At 71.8% G+C, this 22,770-nt stretch carries 23 protein-coding genes; 9 read left to right on the top strand and 14 right to left on the bottom strand.

Translation table 11 applies throughout. From position 1 onward, the window contains the following. Nucleotides 1–159 precede the first annotated feature (159 nt). A complete protein-coding gene (locus AB0H71_RS30975; protein ID WP_357028038.1) occupies nucleotides 160–1,530 on the top strand; it encodes a diguanylate cyclase in 1,371 nt (456 codons plus the stop codon). A 92-nt stretch (nucleotides 1,531–1,622) separates the two neighbouring features. After that, nucleotides 1,623–3,893 (top strand): ATP-binding domain-containing protein, encoded by a 2,271-nt coding sequence (locus AB0H71_RS30980; RefSeq protein WP_357028041.1) that lies wholly within the window; start codon nucleotides 1,623–1,625, stop codon nucleotides 3,891–3,893. Between the two features lie 75 nt (nucleotides 3,894–3,968). Here AB0H71_RS30980 and AB0H71_RS30985 read toward each other — a convergent pair whose 3' ends face one another. The 3 genes from AB0H71_RS30985 to AB0H71_RS30995 form a co-directional block, all read right to left on the bottom strand. Beyond that, nucleotides 3,969–4,421, bottom strand: coding sequence for a universal stress protein (locus AB0H71_RS30985; RefSeq protein WP_357028044.1), 453 nt, complete (start codon nucleotides 4,419–4,421; stop codon nucleotides 3,969–3,971). A gap of 320 nt (nucleotides 4,422–4,741) precedes the next feature. Further along, on the bottom strand, nucleotides 4,742–5,158 hold the full coding sequence (locus AB0H71_RS30990) for a DoxX family protein (RefSeq protein ID WP_357028047.1): 417 nt from the start codon (nucleotides 5,156–5,158) through the stop codon (nucleotides 4,742–4,744). A 66-nt stretch (nucleotides 5,159–5,224) separates the two neighbouring features. Further along, nucleotides 5,225–6,160 (bottom strand): helix-turn-helix domain-containing protein, encoded by a 936-nt coding sequence (locus AB0H71_RS30995; RefSeq protein ID WP_357028049.1) that lies wholly within the window; start codon nucleotides 6,158–6,160, stop codon nucleotides 5,225–5,227. On the opposite strand from AB0H71_RS30995, the gene AB0H71_RS31000 reads away from it, so the two are divergent. After that, on the top strand, nucleotides 6,159–6,629 hold the full coding sequence (locus AB0H71_RS31000; protein WP_357028051.1) for a VOC family protein: 471 nt from the start codon (nucleotides 6,159–6,161) through the stop codon (nucleotides 6,627–6,629). The genes AB0H71_RS30995 and AB0H71_RS31000 overlap by 2 nt on opposite strands. A 19-nt stretch (nucleotides 6,630–6,648) precedes the next feature. Here the strand turns inward: AB0H71_RS31000 and uvrB are convergent, their stop codons facing one another. Next, on the bottom strand, nucleotides 6,649–8,811 hold the full coding sequence (gene uvrB / locus AB0H71_RS31005) for an excinuclease ABC subunit UvrB (protein WP_357028054.1): 2,163 nt from the start codon (nucleotides 8,809–8,811) through the stop codon (nucleotides 6,649–6,651). Nucleotides 8,812–8,880: 69 nt separating this feature from the next. On the opposite strand from uvrB, the gene AB0H71_RS31010 reads away from it, so the two are divergent. After that, nucleotides 8,881–9,405, top strand: coding sequence for a DUF402 domain-containing protein (locus AB0H71_RS31010; protein WP_357028057.1), 525 nt, complete (start codon nucleotides 8,881–8,883; stop codon nucleotides 9,403–9,405). Here AB0H71_RS31010 and coaE read toward each other — a convergent pair. Further along, nucleotides 9,392–10,567, bottom strand: a complete 1,176-nt coding sequence (gene coaE / locus AB0H71_RS31015; protein WP_357028060.1) for a dephospho-CoA kinase — start codon at nucleotides 10,565–10,567, stop codon at nucleotides 9,392–9,394. The genes AB0H71_RS31010 and coaE overlap by 14 nt on opposite strands. A 303-nt stretch (nucleotides 10,568–10,870) precedes the next feature. Between coaE and AB0H71_RS31020 the strand changes: the two genes are divergently transcribed. Next, nucleotides 10,871–11,041 carry a hypothetical protein gene (locus AB0H71_RS31020; protein WP_357028063.1) on the top strand — a complete coding sequence of 57 codons (171 nt, stop codon included), beginning with the start codon at nucleotides 10,871–10,873 and terminating at the stop codon, nucleotides 11,039–11,041. Nucleotides 11,042–11,235: 194 nt separating this feature from the next. Here the strand turns inward: AB0H71_RS31020 and rpsA are convergent, their stop codons facing one another. Next, nucleotides 11,236–12,705, bottom strand: a complete 1,470-nt coding sequence (rpsA, locus tag AB0H71_RS31025) for a 30S ribosomal protein S1 (protein WP_357028066.1) — start codon at nucleotides 12,703–12,705, stop codon at nucleotides 11,236–11,238. 402 nt (nucleotides 12,706–13,107) lie between these two features. Here rpsA and AB0H71_RS31030 point away from each other — a divergent pair, with 402 nt between their 5' ends. Further along, nucleotides 13,108–13,911, top strand: coding sequence for a class I SAM-dependent methyltransferase (locus tag AB0H71_RS31030; RefSeq protein ID WP_357028385.1), 804 nt, complete (start codon nucleotides 13,108–13,110; stop codon nucleotides 13,909–13,911). A gap of 4 nt (nucleotides 13,912–13,915) precedes the next feature. Here the strand turns inward: AB0H71_RS31030 and AB0H71_RS31035 are convergent, their stop codons facing one another. From AB0H71_RS31035 to AB0H71_RS31050, 4 genes are all read right to left on the bottom strand, one after another. Next, on the bottom strand, nucleotides 13,916–14,503 hold the full coding sequence (locus tag AB0H71_RS31035; RefSeq protein WP_357028068.1) for a hypothetical protein: 588 nt from the start codon (nucleotides 14,501–14,503) through the stop codon (nucleotides 13,916–13,918). 55 nt (nucleotides 14,504–14,558) lie between these two features. After that, nucleotides 14,559–14,759 (bottom strand): hypothetical protein, encoded by a 201-nt coding sequence (locus tag AB0H71_RS31040; protein WP_357028071.1) that lies wholly within the window; start codon nucleotides 14,757–14,759, stop codon nucleotides 14,559–14,561. Between the two features lie 12 nt (nucleotides 14,760–14,771). Beyond that, nucleotides 14,772–15,653: an SPFH domain-containing protein gene (locus tag AB0H71_RS31045; RefSeq protein WP_357028074.1), complete on the bottom strand. Its 882-nt coding sequence runs from the start codon at nucleotides 15,651–15,653 to the stop codon at nucleotides 14,772–14,774. A gap of 64 nt (nucleotides 15,654–15,717) precedes the next feature. Then, on the bottom strand, nucleotides 15,718–16,983 hold the full coding sequence (locus AB0H71_RS31050) for an FAD-binding oxidoreductase (RefSeq protein WP_357028077.1): 1,266 nt from the start codon (nucleotides 16,981–16,983) through the stop codon (nucleotides 15,718–15,720). Nucleotides 16,984–17,053: 70 nt separating this feature from the next. Between AB0H71_RS31050 and AB0H71_RS31055 the strand changes: the two genes are divergently transcribed. Continuing rightward, entirely contained in the window at nucleotides 17,054–17,947 is an 894-nt protein-coding gene (locus tag AB0H71_RS31055) for a LysR family transcriptional regulator (protein ID WP_357028080.1), read from the top strand. Here the strand turns inward: AB0H71_RS31055 and AB0H71_RS31060 are convergent. From AB0H71_RS31060 to AB0H71_RS31075, 4 genes are all read right to left on the bottom strand, one after another. Further along, on the bottom strand, nucleotides 17,944–18,696 hold the full coding sequence (locus AB0H71_RS31060; protein ID WP_357028388.1) for an amino acid ABC transporter ATP-binding protein: 753 nt from the start codon (nucleotides 18,694–18,696) through the stop codon (nucleotides 17,944–17,946). The two genes, AB0H71_RS31055 and AB0H71_RS31060, sit on opposite strands and share 4 nt — an antisense overlap. A gap of 8 nt (nucleotides 18,697–18,704) precedes the next feature. Continuing rightward, nucleotides 18,705–19,631, bottom strand: a complete 927-nt coding sequence (locus tag AB0H71_RS31065) for an amino acid ABC transporter permease (RefSeq protein WP_357028083.1) — start codon at nucleotides 19,629–19,631, stop codon at nucleotides 18,705–18,707. 1 nt (nucleotide 19,632) lies between these two features. Continuing rightward, nucleotides 19,633–20,502, bottom strand: coding sequence for an ABC transporter substrate-binding protein (locus tag AB0H71_RS31070; RefSeq protein ID WP_357028391.1), 870 nt, complete (start codon nucleotides 20,500–20,502; stop codon nucleotides 19,633–19,635). 172 nt (nucleotides 20,503–20,674) lie between these two features. Next, complete coding sequence (locus AB0H71_RS31075) at nucleotides 20,675–21,757, bottom strand: isocitrate/isopropylmalate family dehydrogenase (protein WP_357028086.1); 1,083 nt, start codon at nucleotides 21,755–21,757, stop codon at nucleotides 20,675–20,677. A 63-nt stretch (nucleotides 21,758–21,820) separates the two neighbouring features. Between AB0H71_RS31075 and AB0H71_RS31080 the strand changes: the two genes are divergently transcribed. Together AB0H71_RS31080 and trxA are read left to right on the top strand one after the other, a co-directional pair. Further along, nucleotides 21,821–22,339, top strand: coding sequence for a 2'-5' RNA ligase family protein (locus AB0H71_RS31080; RefSeq protein WP_357028089.1), 519 nt, complete (start codon nucleotides 21,821–21,823; stop codon nucleotides 22,337–22,339). Nucleotides 22,340–22,385: 46 nt separating this feature from the next. Next, the gene (trxA, locus tag AB0H71_RS31085; protein ID WP_067655533.1) at nucleotides 22,386–22,754 is read left to right on the top strand and encodes a thioredoxin; all 369 of its coding nucleotides are present in this window, start codon (nucleotides 22,386–22,388) and stop codon (nucleotides 22,752–22,754) included. Nucleotides 22,755–22,770 lie beyond the last annotated feature (16 nt).

The raw sequence follows: 22,770 nt of genomic DNA on the forward strand, positions 1-22,770 counted from the left end.
CATATGATCGAGTACTGCTCTGGACGGCTTCTGCGGCACCGGGCAATATCTGTGCTCCTCCGCCGGCTCCCCGGCGGGCGAACCGGTTACCACCGTGGCCAGCGTGCGGGTGGCTGCCGTTCCGAGCGGGACGACCGGGACGAGTGATCGGGGAGCGACGTGGGCGAGGACGGCACCGTCGATGCTGCCGGCACCGACGCGCGGCCGGGCAGCCTCGAATTCGCCGACGCGCGGCTGGCCGGCGCCGAACTGCTCGCGCAGCGCTACCGCTCGCTGGTCGAGCACATCCCGGACGGCGTCTGCGTGCACGAGCGCGGCACCGTCGTCTACGTCAACCCCGCCGCGGTCCTGCTGGTCGGCGCCGCCTCGGCCGCCGAGGTGGTCGGCAGGCCGCTCACCGACTTCGTGCACCCGCGCTTCGTGCCCGCCATGCTGGACCGGATCGCCGGGCTCACCGAGGAGGGCGCGGCCTCGCCGCCCGCCGAGATGACGCTGCTCCGGCTGGACGGCACCACCGTCGACGTGCAGACCGTCGCGGTGCTCACGCCCTGGCACGGCCACCTCGCCTACCAGGTGGTGATCCACGACCTCACCGCGCAGCGCGCCGCCGAGGCGGCGCAGCGCCGGGCCGAGCAGCACTTCACCACCGTGGTGTCGCAGCTGGAGGAGGGCGTGGTGGTGATCGACCGGGACGGCCGGATCGAGTCCATCAACCCGGCCGCGCGGCGCATCTTCGGCGTGCTCACCGGGGTCGACCCGATCGGGCACCGGATCGAGGAGCTGCCGCTCACCCTGCTCGACTCGGCCGCGCGGCCGCTGGCGCCGCACCGGCACCAGGTGGCGCGCACGCTGGCCACCGGCGAGACCATCACCGGCTACGTCTTCGGGGTGGACCGGCACGATGGGCAGCGCCGCTGGCTCTCGGGCAGCAGCAGGCTGCTGAACCCGGACGACCCCGGCTCCCCCGCGGTCTCCTCGTTCTCCGACATCACCGAGTTCCGGGCCAGCCGCAGGCAGCTGGAGTACCAGGCCACGCACGATTCGCTGACCGGGCTGGCCAACCGCTCGCTGGTGCTCGCCCGGCTGGCCGAGGCGCTGGCCGCCGGCGACGAGCAGCCGGTCTCGCTGGTGCTCTTCATCGACCTGGACGGCTTCAAGGCGATCAACGACACGCTCGGGCACGCCATCGGCGACACCGTGCTGCAGATCGTGGCGCAGCGGCTGCAGCGGGCGCTGCGCGCCGACGACGTGGTCGGCCGGCTCGGCGGCGACGAGTTCCTGGTCCTGGTCGCCGGGCGCACCCGCGCCGCCGACCGGGAGGCGCTCGTGCACCGGCTGCGTACCGCGATGGCGGAGCCGATCATCGCCAGGGGGCACCGGATCGAGGTGGACGCCTCGGTCGGCGCCACCGATCTGCTGCCCGGCGACGACCGCACCCCGGAGGCGGTGCTGCACGACGCCGACGTGGCGATGTACCAGGCCAAGCCGGGTGGTGACCGTGGCCACCCGACGAGTACGCACGCCTCCTGACCGGCACCGGCCGGAGTAGACTCGATCGTTCCGTTCTCCGGTTGCGCGCCCTGCGCAGCGGACTCCCCACCCCGGCCGAGAAGGAGTTCAGCGTGCCCGAAGGCCGCGACGACGACCTGGTAACCGAGCAGGAGTACCTCACCGCGCTGTACGAGCGCCTGGACGCCATGCGCGAGTACGCGCGCACCCGGCTGCGCACCGTCCTGCTGGAGACCGGCGGCACCCCGCAGGCCCGCAGCGAGCGCGAGTCCTTCACCCAGCTCTACAGCGAGGACCTGGCCAAGTACGACGCCGCCGAGCACGGCCTCTGCTTCGGCCGGATCGACCTCGACCCGGAGCAGTCCGAGGACGCCAGCCGCTACATCGGCAGGCTCGGCATCCTGGACGAGGAGCACGACTACGACCCGCTGCTGCTGGACTGGCGCGCTCCCCTGGCCCGGCCCTTCTACCTGGCCACCACCGCCATGCCGGAGGGGGTGCGGCGGCGCAGGCACATCCGCTCGCGCAACCGCAGGGTGACCGCGCTGAACGACGAGTACCTGGCGGTCGAGGCGCTGGAGGCGGCGGGCGCCGCGCAGTCCGACGGCGGGGTCGGCGGTGAGAGCGCGCTGCTCGCCGCGCTGAACGCGGCCCGCACCGGGCACATGAACGACATCGTCGAGACCATCCAGACCGAGCAGGACGCGATCATCCGCTCCGAGCACCGCAGCGTGCTCGTGGTGCAGGGCGGGCCGGGCACCGGCAAGACCGCGGTGGCGCTGCACCGCGCCGCCTACCTGCTCTACACCTACCGCCAGCAGCTGGCCAAGAGCGGCGTGCTGATCATCGGCCCGAACGCCACCTTCCTCGACTACATCGGGCAGGTGCTCCCCTCGCTCGGCGAGACCGGCGTGCTGCTCTCCACCATCGGCGATCTCTACCCCGGGGTGAAGGCCACCAGGGAGGACAGCCTGCGGGCGGGCGAGCTCAAGGGCTCGCTCGGCATCCTGGAGGTGCTCAAGCAGGCGGTGCGGGACCGGCAGGAGGTGCCGAAGGAGCCGATCCGGCTGCGCTTCGACAGCTACCCGGTGACGCTGGACCGCACCATCGCGACCAGGGCGCGCGGCCGCGCCCGCTCCTCCCGGCGCCCGCACAACCTGGCCAGGCCGGTCTTCGCCGCCGCGGTGATCGACGCGCTCACCGAGCAGCTGGCCGCCACCATGGGCGCCAACCTGGTCGGCGCGGAGAGCCTGCTCAGCCCGGCCGACCTCGGCGACATCAGGGACGAGATGCGCGCCGACCCCGAGGTGCAGGCCGCCATCGACCGGCTCTGGCCCACGCTCTCGCCGCAGGAGGTGCTCGCCGACCTGCTGGCCCAGCCGGAGCGGCTGGCCCGGGTGGCCAAGGGCATGCCGGAGCCGGACCGGGCCGAGCTGCACCGCCCGGACACCGGCGAGTTCAGCGCCGCCGACGCCCCGCTCCTGGACGAGCTGGCCGAGCTGCTCGGGGTGGACGACGCCGAGGAGCGGGAGCGCTCCCGGCGGCGCTACCGGGCCCGGCTGGAGGAGGCGCAGGACGCGCTCGACATCCTCACCGGCTCGGCGCCGCAGGACCTGGAGGACGAGCTGGACCCGGAGATCCTCATGGCCTACGACCTGATCGACGCCGGGCAGCTGGCCGAGCGGCAGAACGTGCGCACCAGCCAGACCACCGCCGAGCGCGCCGCGGGCGACCGCACCTGGACCTACGGCCACGTCATCGTGGACGAGGCGCAGGAGCTCTCCGCCATGGCCTGGCGCATGGTCATGCGGCGCATCCCGAACCGGTGGATCACCGCGGTCGGCGACGTCGCGCAGACCGGCGACCCGGCGGGCGCCTCGTCCTGGCAGGAGATCCTGGAGCCGTACGTGGCGCGGCGCTGGAAGCTGGCCGAGCTCACCGTCAACTACCGCACCCCGGCCGAGATCATGGCGGTGGCGGCGGGGGTGCTCGCGGCGATCGACCCGGCGGCCGAGGTGCCGCGCTCGATCCGCGCCACCGGGGTGCGGCCGAAGGCGGTGCGGGTCGCGGCCGGGGAACTCGCCGACGCGGTGGGCAAGGCGGTGGCGGCGGAGACCGGGCCGGGAACGACGGCGGTGATCGTGCCGCACGCGCTGGCGGGCGCGCTGCCCGCGCCGCCGAGCGAGTCGGTGCGGGTGCTCACCGTCGCCGAGGTCAAGGGGCTGGAGTTCGACGCGGTGATCGTGGTCGAACCGGCCGCGATCGTGGCGGAGTCGCCGCGCGGCCGCAATGACCTGTACGTCGCGCTCACCCGCGCCACCCAGCGGCTCACCGTGCTGCACACCGGCGATCTCCCCGCCGAGCTGAGCACGCTCGCTCCCTGAGGGCCCGCGCGGACACCGACGCACCGCGGCCCCGCCCGATTCGATCGGGCGGGGCCGCGGTGAGAAGACTCCGCGTCAGCGCACGGTGTGCACGATCAGCACATCCGAGCGCGACTTGCGCGCGACATCCGACGGCACCGAGCCGAGCAACCGCCCGGCCAGGGTGTTCAGCCCCCGGTTGCCGACCACGAGCAGATCGGCGTCGACCTCGCGCACCAGGTTGAGCAGCGAGTCGACCGGCTCGCCGACGATGGAGCGCTCGACGATGTTCTTGGCGCCGGCGGCCGTCGCCTTGTCCCGCGCGATGCGCAGGATCTCGTTGGTCGGCGCGGAGCCGCGCACCTGGTACGCCTCGTCCTTGAGCACGTCCGCCGCGGCGGCGACATCACGGTCGTCCGTCGGGTAGAACGCGCAGGCCACGATCAGGGCGGCGTCGGAAACGCCGGCCAGCGCCGCGGCCTTCTCCACGGCCACGTACGACGAGTCCGATCCATCGGTACCGACGACAATGGTCCGGTAGGCGGTCATCTCTCCTCCAACGACTCAGGGCGGGTCCGGTCCGGTGCCTGGCTGAGACACGCACCGGGCGGTGACTGCGACCGACCATAGCGGCAAAACGCCGCAGAATTTAAGAAATCGCAACACATCACATCCGCGCCCCCGGCCCATTCCGGTGATCTCCCGCACCGCGAGTTCGCTGACCGGCCCGCGGTAACCAGCGCCGACGCGGCCCGCGCGGCGCCGATCTGTGAAGTGTCACAGGCGAATCGAAGCGCCTTGCCGCGGTAAGACATTCGTCACAGCGCCGGAACCCCGCCGGTTTCCGGCGGGAAATGCGTACCGCCCGGTCAGCTCAGGTGGAAGAGCGGCCCGGTGATCGTCAACCCCAGCTCGGGCGTGTGCGCGAAGAAGGCGAAGAGCGCCAGCGCGGCGCCGCCGAGCGCGAGGTCCTTGTTGAAGCCGATCAGCTCCAGCTGCTTGGTCTCCGCGTCGGTCTCCTTCCAGAACGGGTGCATGAGCACCGCGGTCGGCAGCAGGAAGAGCACCAGCAGCAGCGATCCGAGGTCGGCCCAGACGCCGAGCAGCACGCTCAGCGCGCCGGCCAGCATGAGCACCCCGGAGCCGAGCACGGCGAGCTTGGGCGCCGGTATCCCCCGGCTCGCCGCGTACCCCGCCATCCCGTCCGCCTGGGTCAGGTGACCCGCGGCGGAGCCGAGGAAGAGCACCGCGAACAGGATCCGCCCGATCAACACCACGACATCCATGACCCGCTCCTTCGCGAGATCGGAATCCGACCGGACAATTGTCCCGCCGCGGCCGCCGGATATCCGCTATCGACCCGAAGAATCCGCCGAATCGTGTCCGGGGTCCGCGGTGCGGGCGGAATTGCGCGCGTATTCCAGCGGCGGCATCCCGATTTCGGCGGTGAATTCCCGGCAGAAATGCGCCTGGTCGAAATAGCCGAGCTCCAGCGCCAGCGCGGCCAGGTCGGCGCTGCGGCCGCGGGCGAGCAGGTGCGCGCCGTCCTGCAGCCGGTAGCGGCGCAGCACCCACTTGGGCCCGGCGCCGACGTAGCGGCGGAAGAGCCGCTGCAGGGTGCGCACCGGAATGTCGAAGCGCGCGGTGACCTGGTCCACCCGGGTCAGCTCGCGGTCCCGCTCCATGGCCGCGACGACGGTGAGCACCAGGTCGTACTGCGGGTCGGCGGCGGCGACCCGGCCGGTGAGATCCCGTTCGACGAGCGCGGCGCGCGCCTCGTCGTCCGCGGCGTCGAGCACCCGCGCGGTCAGCGCGCCCGCGCCGGGCAGCACCTCGTCCAGCGGCAGCCGCCGGTCGCGCAGCGCGCCCACGTCGAGCCCGGTGAAGGCGCCGAAGCCGCCGGGGTGGAAGCGCAGCCCGAAGGTGTGGCCGCGGCCGGCGAGCTCGCGCTCGAAGCGGGTGGTGCAGACCCCGTTGACGAAGCCGCCGCGCTCCCGCTCGCTCGCCTCGAAGGTGACGTTGACGCACGGGTAGGAGAGCACCTCGGCCCGGTACGGTTCGCGCAGGTCCCAGTGCACCGCCCAGTACCAGGCCACGTAGCGGCGCAGCGCCGGGCCGACCGGCAGCCGGTGCAGCGAGCGGTGCCTGGCCTGCTCGCCGGGGTGCAGGATGCCCTTGAGGCTGTCCCGCGCGCTGATGCCGCCGCGCAGCGGGGCGGCGCGCTCGTCACCCACGGTGTCGCGTTCTTCCAAGATCGGCGCGGGCGGCCGGGGCAGGGTGGTTCCCATGACGAACACCGTGAATCCCATTCCCAGCGGCTACCACTCGATCACCTGTTTCCTCGCGGTGCCGGACGGCAATGCCGCGCTCGATTTCTACACGGCGGTGCTCGGCGCCGAGGTGCTGACCCGCAACGACCTGCCGGACGGCCAGCCCGCGCACGCCGAGGTGAAGGTCGGGGACGCCACCTTCCAGGTCGGGCTGCCGATGCCGGAGAACGGCGTGCGCGCGCCCGAGCAGGGCTGGGTGCACACCTCGGTCGTGCACTACTGCCCGGACGTGGACGGCGTGGTCGAGCGGGCCGCCGCGCACGGCGCGACGGTGCTGGAGAAGCCGGCCACCTTCGTCACCGGCGACCGCTTCGGCGTCTTCATCGACCCCTTCGGCCACCGCTGGGTGACCATGACCCGGGTCGAGGACGTCTCCCCCGAGGAGGCCGAGCGCCGGGTGAACGAATGGATGGCCCAGCAGGGCTGACCCGCGCACGCGAGCCCGCTCACGAGAGCCCGGCGGCGTCCATGCCGCGCAGCTCCTTCTTGAGGTCGGCGATCTCGTCCCTGAGCCGCCCGGCGAGCTCGAACTGCAGCTCGCGGGCGGCGTTCATCATCTGCGCGGTGAGCTCGGCGACCAGGTCGGCGAGCTCGGCGCGCGGCATGGACGCGGTGTCGCGGCCTTCGTAGACGCCCGCGCTCACCGCGCGTCCCGGCTCGCCCTGCGCCCGCCTGCCGCGGCTGGCATTGCGCCCGGAGCCGCCGACCGCCACCTGATCGTCGGCCTCCTGGTAGACCTGATCCAGGATGTCGGCGATCTTCTTGCGCAGCGGCATCGGGTCGATGCCCATCTTCTCGTTGTAGGCCACCTGCTTGGCCCGGCGCCGATCGGTCTCCTCGATGGCGTGCTGCATGGAGTCGGTGATCTTGTCGGCATACATGTGCACCTGCCCGGAGACATTGCGGGCGGCGCGGCCGATGGTCTGGATCAGGCTGGTGCTGCTGCGCAGGAACCCCTCCTTGTCGGCGTCCAGGATGGCGACGAGCGAGACCTCGGGCAGGTCGAGCCCCTCGCGCAGCAGGTTGATTCCGACCAGCACGTCGTACTCGCCGAGCCGGAGCTGGCGCAGCAGCTCCACCCGGCGCAGCGTGTCGATCTCGGAGTGCAGGTAGCGCACCCGGACGCCGAGGCCGAGCAGGTAGTCGGTGAGATCCTCGGCCATCTTCTTGGTGAGCGTGGTGACCAGCACCCGCTCGTCCTTCTCGGTGCGCAGCCGGATCTCGTGCACCAGGTCGTCGATCTGGCCCTTGGTCGGCTTCACCACCACCTCGGGGTCGACCAGCCCGGTCGGGCGGATGACCTGCTCGACCACCTCGCCGCCGGTCTGCCCCAGCTCGTACGGGCCTGGCGTGGCCGAGAGGTACACCGCCTGGCCGATCCGCTCGGCGAACTCCTCCCAGGTGAGCGGGCGGTTGTCCACCGCGGAGGGCAGCCGGAAGCCGAACTCCACCAGGTTCCGCTTGCGCGACATGTCGCCCTCGTACATGCCGCCGATCTGCGGCACCGTGACGTGCGATTCGTCGATCACCAGGAGGAAGTCCTCCGGGAAGTAGTCGAGCAGGGTGGCCGGCGCCGAGCCCGCGGGCCTGCCGTCGATGTGCCGCGAGTAGTTCTCGATGCCGGAGCAGAACCCGACCTGGCGGATCATCTCCAGGTCGTACTGGGTGCGCATGCGCAGCCGCTGCGCCTCCAGCAGCTTGCCCTGCTTCTCCAGCTCGGCCAGCCGCCCCTCCAGCTCGGCCTCGATATCGCGGACCGCGCGCTCCATCCGCTCCGGGCCCGCCACGTAGTGCGTGGCCGGGAAGATGCGCACGGTGTCGACCTTGCGCACCACGTCGCCGGTGAGCGGGTGCAGGTAGTAGAGCGCCTCGATCTCGTCGCCGAAGAACTCGATGCGGACCGCGAGCTCCTCGTAGGACGGGATGATCTCCACGGTGTCGCCGCGCACCCGGAACGAGCCGCGGGTGAAGGACATGTCGTTGCGGGTGTACTGCACGTCGACCAGCAGCCGGAGCAGCGCGTCCCGGTCCACCTCGCCGCCGACCTCCAGCTGCACCGAGCGGTCCAGGTAGGACTGCGGGGTGCCGAGGCCGTAGATGCAGGAGACCGAGGCCACCACGATCACGTCGCGCCGGGAGAGCAGGCTCGAGGTCGCGGAGTGGCGCAGCCGCTCCACGTCGTCGTTGATCGAGCTGTCCTTCTCGATGTAGGTGTCGGTCTGCGCGATGTACGCCTCGGGCTGGTAGTAGTCGTAGTACGAGACGAAGTACTCCACCGCGTTGTGCGGGAACATCTCGCGCAGCTCGTTCGCCAGCTGGGCGGCGAGCGTCTTGTTCGGGGCCATCACCAGCGTGGGCCGCTGCAGCTTCTCGACCAGCCAGGCCGTGGTGGCCGACTTGCCGGTGCCGGTGGCGCCGAGCAGCACCACGTCGCGCTCCCCGGCCCGCACCCGGCGCTCCAGCTCGGCGATGGCGGCGGGCTGATCACCGGCGGGTTTGTGGTCGCTGACGACCCGGAACTCGCCCTCGGCCCGCTCGATCTCGCCCACCGGACGGAACTCCGAGTGGGCCAGCGGCGTCCCCTCGGGGATCTCGGTTGCGAATGCCATGCTCACCAGGGTAGGCGGAGCCACCGACACACTCCTGCGCTGCCGCCGGAGCCCGGTACATTTCCGGGCATGACAGACGCGGAGGGGGTATCGGTGCATCGGCCCAAGGTCGAGCACTTCGATCTGGCGGCGCGCACCAATACCGACAACAAGGGGTTCGTGCGGCCGGTCGAGGTGTACCGGGAGGAGCCGTGGGGGCTGTACATGTCGCGCACCGCCGACCACCCCCGGTTCGAGCACATGGAGTCCTGGCTGCTCCCCGACCTCGGGGTGCGCGCCACGATCTTCCACTTCCGTGCCGGCGAGCACCGCGACCAGGACGTCTACCTGGATATCGGGGTCTTCCGCCCGGTGACGCCGACCCGCTGGCGCGCCCTGGACCACTACCTCGACATCGCGGTGCAGGACGGCAGGGAGGCCGAGCTGCTCGACACCGACGAGCTGCTCGCGGCGCTGCGGGCCGGGCTCATCGATGCCGCCGCCGCCGAGGCGGCCGTGCTGAACGCGACCTACGCCATCGAGGGGCTGGCCGCGCACGGCTACTCGGTGGATGCCTGGGCGCGGTCGCTCGGCATGGAACTCAGCTGGCGCTGAGCCGCGCGTAGACCTCGTCGAACCAGGGCTCCTTGACGGCCAGGTAGGCGTCCATGGCCGCGCGCCCGGTCAGCCCCTCGGCCTCGGCCGCGGCCTTGCGCTTGACCGCGAGGTACTCGGCGCGCAGCTCGGGATCGGCGCGCAGCGCGTCCCGGAAGGCGAGCACGAAGCGCGCGCCGGGCGAGCCGGCCACCCGCAGGTGGATATTGGCCGGGCGCCCCGGGTCGGCGCTGTTGTGCAGCCGCTTCTCCCAGCGCGCCGGGTCGTCGTCGCCCGGCTTGGGGTTGTCGAAGCGGTGCTCGTTCACCGGGAACCCGGCGGCGGTGAGGCCGTCGCGCAGCCCGTCCGCGGCTTCCAGGCTCGGCACCGTGATCTGGATGTCGAGCACGTCCTTGGCCGGGAAGTCCGGGATGGCGGTGGAGCCGGTGTGCTCGATGGCCTTCGCCACGCCGCCGCAGGCCAGCCAGAGGCGGGCGATGAGCCGCTGCGCCTGGGCGGGCCACTCCGGGTCCGGCTCGGCCAGCTCGACCGACCCCGGCCCGGCTGCGGTTCCGGTGCGCAGGTTCTGCTCGAAGGGCAGCAGCCGCTCGGCCCAGAGCGCGCGCACCACCGGGTCGAGCGCCGCCGGCTCGCCGCTGTTGTCCAGCCAGACGTCGGCGGCGGCGCGGCGCTGCTCGTCCGTGGCCTGGCTGGCGATGCGCGCCCGCGCGTCGGCCTCGTCCACGCCGCGGAACTCGACCAGCCGCCGGAGCCGCAGCTCGGCGGGGGCGTGCACGACCAGCACCAGGTTCATCATGGGCGCGAGGTTGTTCTCCACCAGCAGCGGGACGTCCTGCACCACCACGGCGTCGGCGGGCGCGGCGGCGAAGAGCTCCGCGGTGCGCTTGCCGACCAGGGGGTGCACGATGCCGTTCAGCGCGGCCCTGGATTCGTCGTCGGCGAAGGCGATGGCGGCCAGCGCGGGGCGGTCCAGGCTGCCGTCGGCGGCCAGGATGCCGGCGCCGAACCGGGCGACCAGGGCGGCCAGCCCCTCGGTGCCGGGGGCGACCACCTCGCGGGCGATGACATCCGAGTCGATGAGGACGCCGCCGAGCTCGGTCAGGATCCGCGCCACCGTCGACTTGCCCGCTCCCATGCCTCCGGTGAGGCCGATCCGCAACATGGGCCCAGTCTCGCACGAGGTGCCGATCAGTCTTGGTACCCATCGCGCACCCGGAATTCACCATGTTTCCGGGCCGCTGACCGATCCGTGACGCTGCCGAGATCAATTCGCAACAATTTCCGTGCGACCCGCGCTGGCGACGATAACTTTCCGACACGCGGCGGCGTTTTCCAGGACGAAGTACTGGGCCGATCGGAAGATTTCCGATACTGTTCGGCCTGGCGAATTCCGGCCGCACCGGCACGAAGCAAAGGACGTTCATTGCGCACCGAACTCAACCGAGCGGGTCGCCACCGCCTCGGTATGGCGGGGGGAGTGCACTGCATCCGCTACCCCGCCGTGGCGGCGGCGATCGCGGAGTACCGCAGGCCGTGGCTGGCCGCGCTGCTCAGCCCCTCCCGGCACAGCTTCGTGCCCGCGCGAAAACGTCCGCTGCTCGCCGTCGCGCGCTGGATTCCGGCCGCCGCCAACTGAACTCGCGCACGGTGTGGCCCGGCCGCGGCGGCCGGGCCATCGTCGTCTCCATGTCCCGAAACGCCACAGCGCAACCGGACTGCGGCGCCCGGCCCCCGGTTACCGTCATCGCCGCCCGCCCCGCGGGCTGACCTCGGAAAGCCCGAAGGCCCCGATCCGCGTGGATCGGGGCCTTCGGCGTACTGCTGAGCGAATCAGGCGTTGCCCGAGAGCTTCTCGCGCAGCGCGGCGAGCTGCGCGTCGCTGGCGAGCGAGCCGCCGCTGGACTCGGGGGCGGAGGAGGACTGCGAACCGCTGCCGGACTCCGACGAGTAGTTCGAGGAGCCACCGCCGTTCGCGGCCTCGGCCGCGGCGTCGGCCGCCATCTTCTCGATCTGCGCGGTGTGCATCTTGTGGCGACGCTCCGCCTCGGCGTAGCGGCCCTCCCACTCCTCGCGCTGCTTCTCGAAACCGTCGAGCCACTCGTTGGTCTCGGAGTCGAAGCCCTCGGGGAAGATGTAGTTGCCCTGCTCGTCGTAGCTGTCGGCCATGCCGTACTTCGACGGGTCGAACTCGGAGTTGTAATCCTCGTTCGCCTGCTTCAGCGACAGCGAGATCCGGCGCCGCTCCAGGTCGATGTCGATGACCTTGACCATGGCGTCGTCGCCGACCGCGACGACCTGGTCCGGCACCTCGACGTGGCGCTCGGCCAGCTCGGAGATGTGCACCAGGCCCTCGATGCCCTCCTCGACGCGGACGAACGCGCCGAAGGGAACCAGCTTGGTGACCTTGCCCGGCACGATCTGGCCGATGGCGTGGGTCCGGGCGAACTGCCGCCACGGATCCTCCTGGGTCGCCTTCAGCGACAGCGAGACGCGCTCGCGATCCAGGTCGACGTCGAGCACCTCGACGGTGACCTCGTTGCCGACCTCGACGACCTCGGACGGGTGGTCGATGTGCTTCCAGGACAGCTCGGAGACGTGCACCAGGCCGTCGACACCGCCGAGATCGACGAAGGCGCCGAAGTTGACGATGGAGGAGACCACACCCTTGCGGACCTGGCCCTTCTGCAGCTGGTGCAGGAACTCGCTGCGCACCTCGGACTGGGTCTGCTCCAGCCAGGCGCGGCGGGACAGGACCACGTTGTTGCGGTTCTTGTCCAGCTCGATGATCTTGGCCTCGATCTCCTTGCCGACGTACGGCTGCAGATCGCGGACCCGGCGCATCTCGACCAGCGAGGCCGGGAGGAAGCCGCGGAGCCCGATGTCGAGGATCAGGCCGCCCTTGACGACCTCGATGACGGTGCCCTTGACGGCCTCGTCCTTCTCCTTGAGCTCCTCGATGGTGCCCCACGCACGCTCGTACTGCGCCCGCTTCTTCGACAGGATCAGGCGGCCTTCCTTGTCCTCCTTGGTGAGGACCAGGGCTTCCACCTCATCGCCCACGGAAACGACCTCGTTCGGGTCGACATCGTGTTTGATGGAGAGCTCGCGGGAAGGGATGACGCCTTCGGTCTTGTAACCGATGTCGAGCAGAACCTCGTCGCGATCGACCTTGACGATGGTTCCCTCGACGATGTCGCCGTCGTTGAAGTACTTGATCGTGGCGTCGATGGCGGCGAGGAAGTCCTCGGCGGAGCCGATGTCGTTGACGGCTACCTGCGGCGAGGTGACGGTGGTGGGCATGTGTCGGTGTGCTCCGGACGGATTGTGGTCGGTTGCGGACATTGGAACTTTCGGTACGCTGCGAAATCACCGCGACGATGCGACGACGGACACAATGAACGTACCGCACGCATCGCCTGACGAAACCCGGCGTGGCCGCCGGATATTCCGAGCGCGGAGTGTTTCGGGAGGCGCGCCGAGTGTACCCGGCCCGATACCCTGTGCTCCGACCGGCTCACCCCGAAAATCCCGCTTTCGCGGACCCCGGTGATCGGTACGCCAGTACAGTTGACACTCGCGGATCAGCCTACGGCACCCGATCACGCCCGGGCAAACCGGGCCGGGGGCACCGAAATCGGCGGCACCACTAGGCTCATCCGGGTGTCCGACCACCGCCACGCGGCCGCCGCGGCCGATTTCGGGGTGACCACCGTCGCCCGGGTCCCGGCCGGCTCGGCCGTCAGCAGCACCGCCAATCGGCGCTGGTGGGACGCCGATGCCGCGGATTACCACCGCGAGCACGCGAACTTCCTCGGCGTCGACTCCCCGACCGGCGAATTCGTCTGGTGCCCGGAGGGGCTGCACGAGGGCGACTGGCACCTCCTCGGCGAGGTCGCGGGCCGCGCCGTGCTGGAGATCGGCTGCGGCTCGGCGCCCTGCGCGCGCTGGCTGGCGAGCAACGGCGCGCGGCCGGTCGGGCTGGACATCTCGGCGGGCATGCTGCGCCGCGGCACCGCGGTGATGGCGCGCGGCGGGCCGGTGGTGCCGCTGGTGCAGGCCGACGCCGAGGCGCTGCCCTTCCCGGATCGGAGCTTCGACCTGGCCTGCTCGGCCTTCGGCGCGGTGCCCTTCGTGGCCGACTCGGCGGCGGTCATGCGCGAGGTGGCGCGGGTGCTGCGGCCGGGCGGGCGCTGGGTCTTCGCGGTGAACCACCCCATGCGCTGGATCTTCCCGGACGATCCCGGCCCGGCGGGGCTGGTCGCGCAGCAGTCCTACTTCGACCGCAGCCCGTATGTGGAGACCGGCGCCGACGGCACCCCGGTCTACGTCGAGCACCACCGCACCATCGGCGACCGGGTGCGCGAGATCGTCGGGGCCGGGCTGGAGCTGCTCGACATCGTGGAGCCGGACTGGCCGGAGTGGCTGGACCGGGAGTGGGGGCAGTGGAGCCCGCTGCGCGGGGAGATCTTCCCCGGCACCGCCATCTTCGTGACCCGCAGGCCCTGACGGCTCAGCCGCCGTACGGCTCCAGCGCGGCGAACTCCGGGTCCACCCGGACCGTCGGCACGGTCTGCACCACCCAGCGCCTGGCCCGGCTGAGCGGGTGGTCCGGGAAGCTCTCGTCCCAGCGCACGTCGTCCGCGGAGGTGAAGGGGAGCCGGCCCTGCAGCCCCGGCGCGTACGGGTGGCCGCGCCTGCGGTTCCTGGTCTCGGCGCGCTGGGTCACCACCACCTCGCGGGCGATCGGGTCCCCCACCTCGGGGCAGATGATCTGCAGCACCGCGCTGCACCGCGCCCGCGGCACCAGGATCGAGGCGGAATAGGCCAACTTGCCCGGCGCGAAGGGCATCGGCACCTTCTCCACCCGGAGCAGCGCGGGCAGCGAGTCCACCCAGATGACGAGCGCCTCGATCAGGCAGCCGGAGGCGGCGTGGTGCTCGGCGAGCCCGCGCCGCAGCGTCTCGGCGTCGTCCAGGGCGGCGGGCAGCTCCGGCGCGATGTCGAAGAAGTGCACGGCGACCACGTCGCGGGTGACCGGATCCCCCCAGGTGCTGTCGTCCAGGGCCTGCATTCCGGTGAGGTCGAAGGAGAGCGGCACGCGGACACGGTAGCGGAGCGGGTGCCGTCGGCACGCGCTCCGCTCTCCGCTCCGGTCAGGGCTCCGATTCCCCGTCGGCCGCCGAATCACGTCCGACCCGACCGCTTTTCGGATTCCGGCCCGCCTGATCGAGCGCCAGCCGGAGGGCGAATTCGATCTGGGCGTTCACACTGCGCAGGTCGTCGGCGGCCCACTTGGCGATCGCGTCGTACACCGCCGGATCGAGGCGGAGCAGGAGTTTCTTGCGTTCGGCCATCCGGGCCCCCGCTCAGCCGTAGAGCGAGCCCGCGTTGACCACGGGCTGGGTCGCCCGGTCGCCGCAGAGCACCACCAGCAGGTTGGAGACCATCGCGGCGCGGCGCTCCTCGTCCAGCTCGACCACGCCCTGCTCGCTGAGCCGGTCCAGCGCCAGCCCGACCATCCCGACCGCGCCCTCCACGATCCGGGTGCGCGCCGCCACCACCTGCGCGGCCTGCTGCCGCACCAGCATGGCCTGGGCGATCTCCGGCGCGTAGGCGAGGTGCGTGATCCTGGCCTCCAGCACCTCGATCCCGGCCAGCTCGGTGCGCTCGCCCAGCTCGACGGTGAGTTCCTGGGCGATCTCGGCGCCGTCCCGCAGGCTGGTGCCGACCTCGTGCGAGTCGTACGGGTGCGTGGTGGCCAGGTGCCGGACCGCCGCCTCCGACTGGGTCTCCACGTACTCCTCGTAGTCGTCCACCGCGAAGGCCGCCTTGAAGCTGTCGACCACCCGGTAGACCACCACCGCGGCGATCTCCACCGGGCTGCCGTCGGCGTCGTTGACCTTCAGCTTCTGCGTCTCGAAGTTGCGCACCCGCAGCGAGATGCTCTTGCGGTCGGTGAGCGGGAGCACCGCGAAGAACCCGGGCTCGCTGACCGAGCCGATGTAGCGGCCGAAGAACTGGACGATCTTGGCCTCGTTCGGGTTCACCACGATCAGGCCGCTGGCCAGGATCAGCACCAGCACCGCGAGCACGGTGGCGGCGATCGCCGCGACCAGCGCCGGAACGCTGCCGTCGCGGCTCGCCACCACGAAGCCGTAGGCCGCCGCCGCGCCGAAGCCGAGCGTGAGCACGAACCACGCCACCAGGACCGCGAACCCGTTGACGTGCCATGCGGGTCGAAACTTCATGACATCCTCCCAGTATCAAAGTGATATCACCACGATAGCAGGAAGCCGGGCTCGCCGTCGATGGTCAGCGCGCGGGGACGATGGCGCGGGTGGCGCGGAAGCGGGCGGCGGGGTCGTACTCGGCCTTGAGCGCGGCCAGCCGGTCGTAGGTCTCGGGAGTGAAGCCGGCCCTGGTCTGCGCCTCGTCCGCCGCGGCGGGGGCGCCGTAGAGGAAGCCGAGCTGGTGGCCGAGGGTCCAGGGGGCGAGCGCGCTGCGCACCGCGTCGAGCGCGGGGACCCGGCCGGGGCCGTCGGCGGCGGTGATCACCCGGACCAGGAACTCGGCCTCGCGGAAGTCGACGGCCGCACCGGACTTGCCCGGCTCGCGCAGCGCGCCGCCGAGCTGCCTGATGTCGACCACGGTGTCCGGGCCGGTGGCGGCGAGCAGGGCGCGCTGCGCGGCGGCGTCGAAGCGGCGCAGCGCCGCGTTGGTGGCGGCGTAGCCGTGCGGCTCCGGCGGCTCGCGGTGGATGCTGCCGGATTCCGCGTACGGCATGATCCGCAGGTCGTCGGTGATGGTCGAGGCCGCCGCGCGCAGCGGCGCGACCAGCCGCTCCCCCTCGGCCGCGGTGCCCTCGAAGGCGATGCGCAGGCCCACCACCGAGCGGCCGCGCAGGAACGGCGGCAGCTGCTCCAGGTCGGGGTAGGTGAGCAGCCCGGCGGAGGTGGTCACCGTGTCCGGCGCGGTCGCGGCCCAGGCGCGCCAGGCGTCGAGCACCGGCTCGGCGTTCGCGGCGTCGAAGACGAGCTGGCCGCCGTAGATCTCGGTGACCGGGAGCAGCTCCAGCTCGACGGCGGTGACGACGCCGAAGTTGCCGACGGTGCCGAGTACCGCGCCGAACAGCGCATCGCCGGGTACCAGCCTGCGCAGCTCGCCGTCGGCGGTGACCAGCTCCAGCGCGCGCACCCGGTCGGCGGCGTAGCCGTAGTGCCTGGCGAGCAGCCCGAGGCCGCTGCCGAGCAGGTAGCCGATCACGCTCACCGAGGGCGAGGAGCCGGAGAGCGGGGCCAGGCCGTGCTCGGCGGCGGCTGTGAGCAGGGTGCCCGCGCGGACCCCCGCCTCGACCCGGGCGATCCGGGTGTCGGGATCGATGTGCAGGCCGTTCAGGTGCCCGGTGTCGATGAGTACGCCGCCGTCGAGGGGGACCGAGAGGCCGTGGCCGGTGGCGTGGACGCCGATCGGCAGGTCGCGCTCGGCGGCGTTCCGGACGGCGGCCGCGACCTCCTCGGCCGTGCGCGGCTCGACGATCAGGTCGGGGTTGTGGGCGTAGGCGGTCTGAAAACTCTCCATGGCTCCACCCTGCCGCGCAGTAGACTAGAAGTGAAACAGATAGTTCTGATGGAACGGATAACTCTGAGTTATGGAACTGCGCCACCTGCGCTACTTCGTCACCATCGTGGACGAGGGCGGCTTCACCCGGGCCGCCGAGCGGCTGCACGTCACCCAGCCGGGGTTGAGCGCGCAGCTCAGGCAGCTGGAGAAGGAGCTCGGGCTGCCACTGCTGCACCGCGGCGGCAGGCGGGTGACGCTCACCGAGGCGGGGGCGGCGGTGCTGCCGCACGCCAGGGCGGCGCTGGCCGCGGCGGAGCGCGCCGGGCAGGTGGCGGACGAGTTCACCGGGCTGCTGCGCGGGCAGGTGCGGATCGGGCTCATCTCCGGCGCCACCGCGGACGAGTTCGACGTGGCGGGGGCGCTGGCCGGGTTCCACGCCGCGCATCCGGGGATCACCATCGGGCTCACCGAGGACATCTCCGCCGAGATGCTGGCCGCGGTGCTGCGCGGGGAGCTGGACGCCGCGCTGGTCTCGCTCACCAGCGACCCGCCGGATCCCCGGCTCGGCCTGCAGGTGGTGCTGGACACCCCGGTGGTCGCGGCCGTCGCCGCCCATGCCGAGGGGTACGGGGCGACGCTGAAGGTGCGCGCGCTGCGCGGGGAGCCGCTGATCTGCCTGCCGACCGGCACCGGGGTCAGGGCCGAGCTGGAGAAGGCGTGCGCGGCGGCCGGGTTCCGCGCCGAGGTGGCGTTCGAGGCGGCGGCTCCCCCGCTGCTGCTGCGGCTTGCCGCGCGCGGGTTCGGGATCGCCGTCGTCCCGGGGCTGGAACCGGAGGAGGCGGCCGCCTTCGGCGTGCGCGCCATCCCCCTGGTCCCCGAGATCCGCGGCCGCCTCGCCCTCGCCTGGAACGCCGAGAACTCCCGCGGCCCGGCAGCGGCAGCGCTGGTCACCGCACTACGCGCGGCCTTCGCTCCGGCCTAGAGCAGCCGGGACAGGAATGCCTGCGTGCGCTCCTGTTTGGGCGCCGCCAGCACCTCCTTCGGCTTCCCGGACTCCACCACGACCCCGCCGTCCATGAACACCAGCTGGTCGGCGACCTCCCGGGCGAACCCCATCTCGTGCGTCACCACCACCATGGTCATGCCGGAGGCGGCCAGCTCGCGCATGACCGTGAGCACCTCGCCGACCAGCTCCGGGTCGAGCGCCGAGGTCGGCTCGTCGAAGAGCATGAGCTTGGGATCCATGGCCAGCGCGCGGGCGATGGCCACGCGCTGCTGTTGCCCGCCGGAGAGCTGCGCCGGGTAGGCGTTCGCCTTCTCCACCATGCCGACCCGGTCGAGCAGCTCCCTGGCCCGCGCCACCGCGTCCGCCTTGCGGACGCCCTTCACCTGGGTCGGCGCCTCGATCACGTTCTCCAGCGCGGTGCGGTGCGGGAACAGGTTGAAGTGCTGGAACACCATGCCGATCTCGCGCCGCTGCCTGGCCGCGACCCGCGGGTGCAGCTCGTAGAGCCTGCCGTTCTTCTCCCGGTAGCCGACGAGCTCGCCGTCCACGTAGAGCCGGCCCGCGTTCACCTGCTCCAGGTGGTTGATGCAGCGCAGGAAGGTGGACTTGCCGGAGCCGGACGGCCCGATCAGGCAGAGCACCTCGCCGCGCGGCACCTCCAGCGAGACCCCGCGCAGCACCCGGAGCGCGCCGAAACTCTTGCAGACCCGGTCCGCCCGGATCATCGGTTCGGTCACCGCGGCTCCACCACCTTCTGCGCCTCGGCCAGCTCCCGCAGCTGCTTGGCGGTGAGCTGGCGCGAGGCCCCGCGCGAGTAGTACCGCTCCAGGTAGTACTGCCCGACCATGAGCACGCTGGTGATGGCCAGGTACCAGGTCGCGGTGACCAGCAGCAGCGGGATCGGCTGGAAGTTCACGCCGTAGATGTCGCGGGCCCGGCCGTAGAGGTCGGTGCTGAGCGGGATCGCGGTCACCAGCGAGGTGGTCTTGAGCATGCCGATCAGCTCGTTGCCGGTGGGCGGGATGATCACCCGCATGGCCTGCGGCAGCACCGTGCGGCGCATGGTCTGGCCCCAGGACATGCCGAGCGCGGTCGACGCCTCGCGCTGCCCCTCGCCCACCGAGTTGATGCCGGCGCGCACGATCTCGGCCATGTACGCGGCCTCGTTCAGCCCGAGCCCGATCACCGCGAAGGTGAACGCGGCCTGCAACCCCTGCACGTCCAGCTCGAAGAAGCTCGGCCCGAACGGCACCCCGAGCTGGATCTGCCGGTACAGCGAGGGGAAGAGCCCCCAGAATACCAGCTGCACGAAGACCGGCGTGCCGCGGAAGATCCACAGGTACACCCAGGCACTGGCGCGCAGCACCGGGTTCGGCGAGAGCCGCATGACCGCGAGCACCGTGCCGAGCAGCACCGCGATCACCATGGCGAGCACGGTGAGCTCCAGCGTCACCACCGCGCCCGCGACGATCCGCTCGTCGCGCAGGTAGGCCCAGTAGGTGTCCCAGCGGTACGCCTCGTTGGTGGCAGCGCCGTAGAGGAACAGCCCGACCAGCGCCAGGATCAGCGCGGCCGCGAGGTAGCGGCCCGGCCTGCGCAGCGGAACGGCCTTGATCGGCTCCGGTTCGGCGCTGTCCGGCTTGGTGGTGTCGACCGCCATCTCAGTTCGTCGCGCCGTTGATCACCGAGGTGGTGATGGCGCCGTCCTGCACACCCCAGTTCTCGGTGATGGTCTTGTACTGGCCATTGTCGATCAGGTGCTGCACCGCCTTCTGCAGCGCGGCCGCCAGCGGCGAGCCCTTCGGCACGGCCCAGCCGTACGGTGCGGAGTCGAAGACCGAGCCGGCCGGCTCGATCTTGCCGCCGCCCTGCTTGATGGCGTACGCGGTGACCGGCGAATCGGCGGACATGGCGTCCACCTGGCCGAGCACCAGCGCGTTGGTGGCCTGGCTCTGCTCGTCGAAGGCCTGGATATCGATGGCGGGCTTGCCCGCGGCCACGCAGGCGGCGCTCTTGGCCGGCATCTCGTCGGTGTGCTCGACGGTGGTGGCCTGCACCGCGACCCGCTTGCCGCAGGCGTTCTCCGGGTCGATCGGCTTGCCGGTCTGCTGCGCCCACTGGATGCCCGCGTTGAAGTAGGTGGTGAAGTCCACCTGCTGCTCGCGCTCCTTGGAGTCGGTGATCGAGCTCATCCCGACGTCGTAGGTGCCCGCCTGGATGGCCGGGATGATCTTCTCGAAGGCGGACTCCACGTACTCGGCCTGGATGCCGAGCACCCCGGTCACGGCGTTCATCAGGTCGACGTCGAAGCCGACGATCTTCCCGGAGGCGTCCTTGTACTCGTTCGGCTGGTAGGGGACGTTCACCCCGATCACCAGCTTGCCCGCCTGCTTCTGCTTCTCCGGCAGCTGTGCGGCGATGGCGTCGACCTTGTCGACCTGCACCTTCTCCGCGTCGCTCCCGGCGCCGCCGTCCTCGGTATTGCTGGTACACCCGGTCAGGACGAGCGCGCCACCGGCGAGCACGCACATCACCCGCAGGGCACGCCTGCCGAGCACCGATCGAACCGCCACAGCGGACCTCCACACACGTCGGAATCGCACTACCCGGGCGGCACCGCCCGTTCGGCAAATCTAGGCGACCGGCACCGTCCGTGTGGGCACAGTAACCGAACATTAATGCCGGGGGTTCCCGCCACCGGCACTACGGCGCGCCGAGCCCGCTCCGCACCGCCGCGGTGAATTCGCTGGTGGTCGCGGTGCCGCCGAGATCGGGGGTGGCCACCCCGGAGGCCAGCGCCGCGGCGAGCGCCCGCTCCAGCGCACCGGCCGCGGTCTGGACCAGCGGATCGGCGCCGCGCTCCCCCAGCCGCCGCAGCAACAGCGCAGCACTGCCCTGCAGCGCAACCGGATTGGCGATGCCGCGGCCCGCGATGTCCGGCGCGGCGCCGTGCACCGCCTGCGCCATGGCCTTGCGCGCCGAACAGTTCACCGAGGGCGCGATGCCGAGCGATCCGCTCAGCTCACCGGCGAGATCGGAGAGGATGTCGCCGAACAGGTTCTCGGTCACCAGCACGTCGTAATCGGCCGGGGCGCGCACCAGGTGCGCCGCGGCGGCGTCCACGTGCTCGTCCGCCACCGTGACGTCCGGGTACTCCGCGGCGACCTCGTAGCAGACCGTGCGGAAGAGCCCCATGGTCAGCGGGAGCACATTGGCCTTGTGCACGATGGTGAGCCGCTCGCGCCGCGCCCTGGCCAGCCGGAACGCCTCGTGCGCGATGGCGGTGCTGCCCGCCCTGGTGATCAGCCCCACCGAGAGCGCGACATCCGGCGTCGGGGCGAACTCGCCCGAGCCGATCGCCATGTTCCGGTCGGCGTAGAAGCCCTCGGTGTTCTCCCGCACGATCACCAGGTCGATATCGGGCGCCGCCGCGCGCACCCCCGGGAACGCCTTGGCCGGGCGGATATTGGCGAAGAGCCGGAAGTGCCTGCGGATCCGCCCGCTCGGCGGGTCGGCGTGCCCGCCGGGGTAGGAGGCGTTGTCGTGCGGGCCGAGGATCCAGGCGTCCAGCCGCTCCAGCTCGCGCAGCGTGCGCTCCGGCACCGCGTCGCCGAACTCGTCCAGCGCGGCGCGCCCGAACGGCAGCGGCACCCACTCCACCGGCGGTGCCCCCGCCGCGGCCAGCGCCGCGTCGACCACGGCGGTGGTGGCCGCCACCACCTCCGGCCCGATGCCGTCGCCGTCCAGTACGCCGAGCCGCAGCCCGCCCTCCGTGCTTCCGCTCACCCGTTCATCGTGGCGCGCGGTTCCGGCGCGCGGCGCCGCGGGGTCGGTTACCGTCGGACGATCATGGTGCAGTCCGTCGAACTGCTGCTGGACGCGGCGGCCGAGGCCGCGGTGCGGGCGCAGTGGGCGGCGCTCGCCGCGGCCGGGCTGCCGAGCCAGGCCGCGCACACCGGGGCCTCGAACCGGCCGCACATCACCGTCGCGGTCGCCGCCGAGCTGGCCCCGGAGGCCGAGGCCGCGCTGGGCGAGCTGGAGTTCGAGCCGTTCCCGATCACGCTCGGCAGCCCGGTCGTCTTCGGCACCCACCGGCTGATCCTGGTCCGGCTGGTGATCGCGACCGGGGCGCTGCTCGCGCTGCACCGCCGGGTGCACGCCGCGCTCGGCGCCGATCCCGGCGTTCCGGCGCACGTCCGGCCGGACGGCTGGACCCCGCACGTCACGCTCGGCAGGCGGCTGCCGCCGGAGCGGCTCGGCGCGGCGATCACCCTGATCGCCGCCGACGGTGATTCCCCGGCGACGGTCGTGGGTATTCGCCGATGGGACGGCGATCGGCGCCGCGAGTGGACTGTCCGTGGAACATAGAACAGCAGCCCCGCGTTACAGCAGGCAACCGCAACGAGAGGACGACATGGCCACCCAGACGCTGACCCAGCAGAACTTCGACGAGGTTGTGACCGGGAACGACGTGGTACTCGTCGATTTCTGGGCCTCGTGGTGCGGCCCGTGCAAGAGCTTCGCCCCCACCTTCGAGGCGTCCGCGGACAAGCACCCCGACGTGGTGCACGGCAAGGTGGACACCGAGGCCGAGCAGAGCCTCGCCGCCGCCGCCAACATCCGCTCGATCCCGACCATCATGGCGTTCCGCGAGGGCGTGCTGGTCTTCGCGCAGCCCGGCGCGCTGCCCCCGGCCGCGCTGGAGGACCTGGTCTCCCAGGTGAAGGCGCTGGACATGGACGAGGTGCGCAAGCAGCTCGCGGAGCAGCAGCCCGCCGAGTAGCGCGCGAACCGACGAC

Source organism: Nocardia sp. NPDC050697 (assembly GCF_040654395.1).
Taxonomy (GTDB): domain Bacteria; phylum Actinomycetota; class Actinomycetes; order Mycobacteriales; family Mycobacteriaceae; genus Nocardia.

Coding starts and splice junctions, on each gene's coding strand:
- AB0H71_RS31040 (WP_357028071.1), bottom strand. CDS start 14,759: ATGGCCGAACGCAAGAAACTCCTGCTCCGCCTCGATCCGGCGGTGTAC.
- AB0H71_RS31065 (WP_357028083.1), bottom strand. CDS start 19,631: ATGGCGGTCGACACCACCAAGCCGGACAGCGCCGAACCGGAGCCGATC.
- AB0H71_RS31050 (WP_357028077.1), bottom strand. CDS start 16,983: ATGGAGAGTTTTCAGACCGCCTACGCCCACAACCCCGACCTGATCGTC.
- AB0H71_RS31080 (WP_357028089.1), top strand. CDS start 21,821: ATGGTGCAGTCCGTCGAACTGCTGCTGGACGCGGCGGCCGAGGCCGCG.
- trxA (WP_067655533.1), top strand. CDS start 22,386: ATGGCCACCCAGACGCTGACCCAGCAGAACTTCGACGAGGTTGTGACC.
- AB0H71_RS30990 (WP_357028047.1), bottom strand. CDS start 5,158: ATGGATGTCGTGGTGTTGATCGGGCGGATCCTGTTCGCGGTGCTCTTC.
- AB0H71_RS31000 (WP_357028051.1), top strand. CDS start 6,159: ATGACGAACACCGTGAATCCCATTCCCAGCGGCTACCACTCGATCACC.
- AB0H71_RS31045 (WP_357028074.1), bottom strand. CDS start 15,653: ATGAAGTTTCGACCCGCATGGCACGTCAACGGGTTCGCGGTCCTGGTG.
- AB0H71_RS31020 (WP_357028063.1), top strand. CDS start 10,871: ATGGCGGGGGGAGTGCACTGCATCCGCTACCCCGCCGTGGCGGCGGCG.
- AB0H71_RS31055 (WP_357028080.1), top strand. CDS start 17,054: ATGGAACTGCGCCACCTGCGCTACTTCGTCACCATCGTGGACGAGGGC.
- rpsA (WP_357028066.1), bottom strand. CDS start 12,705: ATGCCCACCACCGTCACCTCGCCGCAGGTAGCCGTCAACGACATCGGC.
- AB0H71_RS30985 (WP_357028044.1), bottom strand. CDS start 4,421: ATGACCGCCTACCGGACCATTGTCGTCGGTACCGATGGATCGGACTCG.
- coaE (WP_357028060.1), bottom strand. CDS start 10,567: ATGTTGCGGATCGGCCTCACCGGAGGCATGGGAGCGGGCAAGTCGACG.
- AB0H71_RS31060 (WP_357028388.1), bottom strand. CDS start 18,696: ATGATCCGGGCGGACCGGGTCTGCAAGAGTTTCGGCGCGCTCCGGGTG.
- AB0H71_RS30995 (WP_357028049.1), bottom strand. CDS start 6,160: ATGGGAACCACCCTGCCCCGGCCGCCCGCGCCGATCTTGGAAGAACGC.
- AB0H71_RS31010 (WP_357028057.1), top strand. CDS start 8,881: ATGACAGACGCGGAGGGGGTATCGGTGCATCGGCCCAAGGTCGAGCAC.
- AB0H71_RS31070 (WP_357028391.1), bottom strand. CDS start 20,502: ATGTGCGTGCTCGCCGGTGGCGCGCTCGTCCTGACCGGGTGTACCAGC.
- uvrB (WP_357028054.1), bottom strand. CDS start 8,811: ATGGCATTCGCAACCGAGATCCCCGAGGGGACGCCGCTGGCCCACTCG.